The sequence below is a fragment of the Carboxylicivirga litoralis genome (assembly GCF_025499605.1).
Classification (GTDB): Bacteria; Bacteroidota; Bacteroidia; order Bacteroidales; family Marinilabiliaceae; genus Carboxylicivirga; species Carboxylicivirga litoralis.
The window spans coordinates 1-740 of the sequence record NZ_JAFMVC010000109.1 but is presented as its reverse complement, the minus strand read 5'-3'; the positions used below and the strand labels follow the sequence as shown (position 1 = coordinate 740).

The 740-nt window shown below is 45.8% G+C and carries 1 protein-coding gene; it reads left to right on the top strand.

The window, feature by feature from the left end; all coding sequences use genetic code 11:
- On the top strand, positions 1-723 hold a 723-nt coding region (locus tag J1N10_RS21475), incomplete at its 5' end, for a hypothetical protein (protein ID WP_262328678.1).
- Positions 724-740: the final 17 nt, after the last annotated feature.

The window sequence follows — 740 nt, the reverse complement described above, 5'->3', positions numbered from 1 at the left end:
GCGGTCGAAGGCATTGGCGATTTAGGTCGTTCACGCCGTAGAACAAGACGCAGAGGGCGAAGAAGTCGCAGAAGAACCAGCCGAAAACGTGCTGTTCGTAGGTCATACAATGCCGGAGCAAGAAGCACGGCTGTGAAAACAGGACTTACCAAAGACCTGACTTCAAAAGGTCAGTTTGAGCTTCGCAGACAGCAATTGCCACCGGAAGTACAGAAAGCATTGAAAGATGCACGTATGCAAACCGTTGATACGGCAATCTACACCGTTAAGTCAATTAAGGATAAATCCGACATTGATTTGATGGAGGCATCGGACGATAAAAAGGCTGGACGTACCAACCTGAACCGTGCGCAGTTGGATTCAGGAAAGTATTTCCTGTTAACTGATATTGTTCTTGAGTACGCTCACGGAGCATCGGAAGAAGACAACGACCCGGCAGATTTTGCTTTTGGTCAGTTTGCCCTACCTCCTGCAATCCTGAACGGTACTTTCGAGATGACTTTAGGCACGAAGGTAATTGTACCTGAAATCTCATGTGCGGTATTCGATGACACCGATACCACAAAACGCAAATTCCAATACAAGCTTGCCAATCCAAAGTGGTTAAAGCCATCAATGGATATTACACCAAAGCTGAACATGCCAAAATCGGTATCAGGTGATAAGATTTACCACCCTGCCGTTAAGGTAACGCTATTGGGAACTATCACAGAGAAAGCATAAGAGCTTGATATGTCATA